The 3,599-nt window shown below is 72.6% G+C and carries 4 protein-coding genes and 1 pseudogene; 4 read left to right on the top strand and 1 reads right to left on the bottom strand.

What is annotated here, in order from left to right; genetic code table 11:
- Positions 1-830, top strand: an 830-nt coding sequence (locus tag CCN51_RS34370; RefSeq protein WP_086860490.1) for a ferrochelatase, incomplete at its 5' end; no start/stop codon positions are given.
- A gap of 78 nt (positions 831-908) precedes the next feature.
- Entirely contained in the window at positions 909-1,727 is an 819-nt protein-coding gene (locus tag CCN51_RS34365) for an inositol monophosphatase family protein (protein WP_014175868.1), read from the top strand.
- Between the two features lie 95 nt (positions 1,728-1,822).
- Here CCN51_RS34365 and CCN51_RS54535 read toward each other — a convergent pair whose 3' ends face one another.
- Positions 1,823-2,050, bottom strand: a complete 228-nt coding sequence (locus CCN51_RS54535; protein WP_043486615.1) for a hypothetical protein — start codon at positions 2,048-2,050, stop codon at positions 1,823-1,825.
- Positions 2,051-2,320: 270 nt separating this feature from the next.
- Here CCN51_RS54535 and CCN51_RS34360 point away from each other — a divergent pair, with 270 nt between their 5' ends.
- Together CCN51_RS34360 and CCN51_RS34355 are read left to right on the top strand one after the other, a co-directional pair.
- A complete protein-coding gene (locus CCN51_RS34360) occupies positions 2,321-2,974 on the top strand; it encodes a response regulator transcription factor (protein ID WP_014175866.1) in 654 nt (217 codons plus the stop codon).
- A gap of 6 nt (positions 2,975-2,980) precedes the next feature.
- Positions 2,981-3,592: pseudogene (locus tag CCN51_RS34355) on the top strand (HAMP domain-containing protein); the annotation flags it as partial.
- Positions 3,593-3,599: the final 7 nt, after the last annotated feature.

Raw genomic sequence — 3,599 nt, 5'->3', positions numbered from 1 at the left:
AGATGGCCGCCGACGGCCATCGCCGCGTCCTGGTGCTGGCCACCAGCGCGTACGCCTCGTACTCCGGCTGCCGCCAATACCGCGAGAACCTGGCCGACGCGCTGGCCGCGCTCGAGGCGGAGGGCCTGGAGACGCCGCGCGTCGACAAGCTGCGGCACTACTTCAACCACCCCGGCTTCGTCCGGCCCATGGTCGACGCGACGCTCGCCGCGCTCGCCGAGCTGCCCGAGGCCGTACGCGCCGGGGCGCACCTCGCCTTCACCACGCACTCCATCCCGACGGCCGCCGCCGACACCTCGGGCCCGCCCCAGGACCACGGGGACGGCGGCGCCTATGTCGCCCAGCACCTGGACGTGGCCCGGCTGATCGCCGACGCGGTGCGCGAGGAGACCGGTGTGGAGCACCCCTGGCGCCTCGTCTACCAGTCGCGCAGCGGCGCCCCGCACATCCCGTGGCTGGAGCCGGACATCTGCGACCACCTGGAGGAGCTGCACGGCGCGGGCGCCCCCGCCGCCGTGATGGTCCCGATCGGCTTCGTCTCGGACCACATGGAGGTCAAGTACGACCTCGACACGGAGGCGGCGGCCAAGGCCGAGGAGCTGGGCCTGCCGGTCGCGCGCGCCTCGACCGTGGGCGCGGACCCGCGCTTCGCGGCCGCGGTGCGCGATCTGGTCCTGGAGCGCGCGGCCGCCGAGCGCTTCGCCGCCGGCCGGGAGGCGGCCGCTCCGGCGCGCTGCGCGCTGGGCGCGCTCGGCCCGAGCCACGACCTCTGCCCGGCGGGCTGCTGCCCGGCCCGGGCGCCGCGGCCCGCCGCGGCGGGAGAGGACTGAGCGCACCACCGCACCGGCCCCGGCCCGCCGATGTCGTGGCGAGCCGCGCCGTCCGCCCGCATGCCTTTAAGGAGCACGATGACCGACCCGCTCACGACCGAACTCCTCGATATCGCCCTGGAGGCCGCCCGCCGGGCGGGAGACCTGCTCCGTGACGGCCGCCCGGCCGACCTCGGCGTGGCCGCGACCAAGACCAGCCCCATCGACGTGGTCACCGAGATGGACCTGGCCGCCGAGAAGCTGATCACGGACTTCCTCGCCGACCGCCGCCCCGACGACGGCGTGCTGGGGGAGGAGGGCGCGAGCACCGAGGGCAGCAGCGGGGTGCGCTGGGTGATCGACCCGATCGACGGCACGGTCAACTACCTCTACGGCCTGCCGGCCTGGGCGGTGAGCATCGCCGCTGAGCGGGACGGCGAGACGGTCGTGGGTGTGGTGACGGCCCCGATGCGCCGCGAGACGTACCACGCGGTGCTCGGCGGCGGTGCGTACCTCGTGGCCGAGGGGCAGGAGCGGGGGGAGCGGGTGCGCTGCCGTCCCGCGCCCGTGCTGGACCAGGCGCTTGTGGGCACCGGCTTCGGCTACCGCACCGAGCGGCGCATCGGCCAGGCCGAGGTGGTCCGCGCCCTGGTGCCCAAGGTGCGCGACATCCGGCGCGGCGGATCGGCGGCCATCGATCTGTGCGATGTGGCGTGTGGCCGGCTCAACGGCTACTACGAGCGCGGGCTGAACCCGTGGGACTACGCGGCCGGTGCGCTGATAGCCCGCGAGGCGGGCGCGCTGACCGGCGGGCGGCCGGGGATCCCGGCCTCCGGCGAGCTCACCATCGCCGCGCCCCCAGGCCTCTTCGAGCCGCTGCAGGGGCTCCTGGAGGACCTGGGCGCCTGGCACGACTGACCCGAGCGCGGTCTGAACGCAGCGCGACGCCCCGGTGCCGCAAGGGCAGCCGGGGCGTCGCAGGGTTGGTGAACGCGGATGCCGGGAGATCGCCGTCAGGCGATCGCACCGATCTCCACGCCGTGCTCGGCGGCAAGCCGGCGGAGGTCTTCGAGCTCCGACAGCTCGACATCGGCAAGGTAGTCGTCGCCCGTCTCACGGGCGCGGGTGAGGTCGGACTTGGTGGTCTCTATACGCTGCAGAATTCCTGCGGTGAACGCGTCCATGTGCGCCCCCTCGTCGTGGGTCGGTGGCACGGGGGTGTGCCGGGGCGGGACGATCACGTGCGTGGTCCCTGCTGATGGCAGAGATGCTTGTGGGATGCCACATACAGGGCGTGATCGGGGTGTGCAGTCGTCCTCCCCATCGCTCCGCGAGGGGAAACCTCTGCCGAAAAAGAATCTTGAGCAGCCCCTTCCGGATCCCCCTTACCGCCGGTTTATGAGCCTTCGAGGCAGGATGGAGGCGCCGGGCGCCGATCGAGTCCGGCCGGATCGAGCCCGCCGGGCGCTCCATGACGCCCGTAAGGCACCCAAGGGAAGGACTGACGAAAAGTGCGTGTACTCGTCGTCGAGGACGAGCAGCTGCTCGCCGATGCGGTGGCCACCGGACTGCGCCGGGAGGCCATGGCCGTCGACGTCGTGTACGACGGGGCCGCCGCCTTGGAGCGCATCGCGGTCAACGACTACGACGTGGTCGTCCTCGACCGGGACCTTCCGCTGGTCCACGGCGACGACGTGTGCCGCAAGATCGTCGAGCTCGGCATGCCCACCCGTGTGCTGATGCTGACCGCCTCCGGCGATGTCAGCGACCGCGTCGAGGGGCTGGAGATCGGCGCGGACGACTATCTGCCCAAGCCCTTCGCCTTCAGCGAGCTGATCGCCCGCGTACGGGCGCTCGGCCGCCGCACCACGGTCGCCCTGCCGCCGGTGCTGGAGCGCGCCGGGATCAAGCTGGACCCCAACCGCCGCGAGGTCTTCCGGGACGGCCGGGAGGTCCAGCTGGCCCCCAAGGAGTTCGCGGTGCTCGAGGTGCTGATGCGCAGCGAGGGCGCCGTCGTCTCCGCCGAGCAGCTGCTGGAGAAGGCGTGGGACGAGAACACCGACCCGTTCACCAACGTGGTCCGGGTCACCGTCATGACGCTGCGCCGCAAGCTCGGCGAGCCCGCGGTGATCGTCACGGTGCCCGGCTCCGGCTACCGGATCTGATCGGGCATGGCCACGACCCCGATTCCGCCCACCGCACCACCCAAGCCCAGCTGGGACCCGCGGCCGGCGGCGACCCCGCGTCCCTGGCTGCGGCCCACGATCCGGATACGGCTCACCCTGCTGTACGGCGGGATGTTCCTGATCGCCGGCGTGGTGCTGCTGACGATCATCTATCTGCTGGCGGCGGACGTCCTGCAGGGGAGCAGCAAACTCCCCTTCCAGATCGTCAAGATGGACTACAGCCTCACCGACCCCACCTGTGAGCTGCCCAGCCAGTCCAGCACCACGCTGTTCAACGAGGCGGTCGCGCGGTGCATGAACCACCAGCGCGCCCTCGCCCTCGACGCCCTGCTGCGCCGGTCGCTGCTGGCGCTGCTGGGCCTGGCCGTGGTGGCCTTCGCGTTCGGCTACGCCATGGCCGGGCGGGTGCTCTCGCCGCTCGGCCGGATCACCCGCACCGCGCGCCAGGTGGCGGGTTCGGACCTGGCCCGCCGGATCAAGCTGGACGGCCCGGACGACGAGCTGAAGGAGCTGGCCGACACCTTCGACGAGATGCTGGAGCGCCTGGACCGCGCGTTCACCGCCCAGCAGCGGTTCGTGGCCAACGCCTCGCATGAGCTGCGCA

Source organism: Streptomyces milbemycinicus, assembly GCF_002154605.1.
Taxonomy (GTDB): Bacteria; Actinomycetota; Actinomycetes; order Streptomycetales; family Streptomycetaceae; genus Streptomyces; species Streptomyces milbemycinicus.
This window is presented reverse-complemented; position numbering and strand designations above follow the sequence as displayed.

Coding starts and splice junctions, on each gene's coding strand:
- CCN51_RS34365 (WP_014175868.1), top strand. CDS start 909: ATGACCGACCCGCTCACGACCGAACTCCTCGATATCGCCCTGGAGGCC.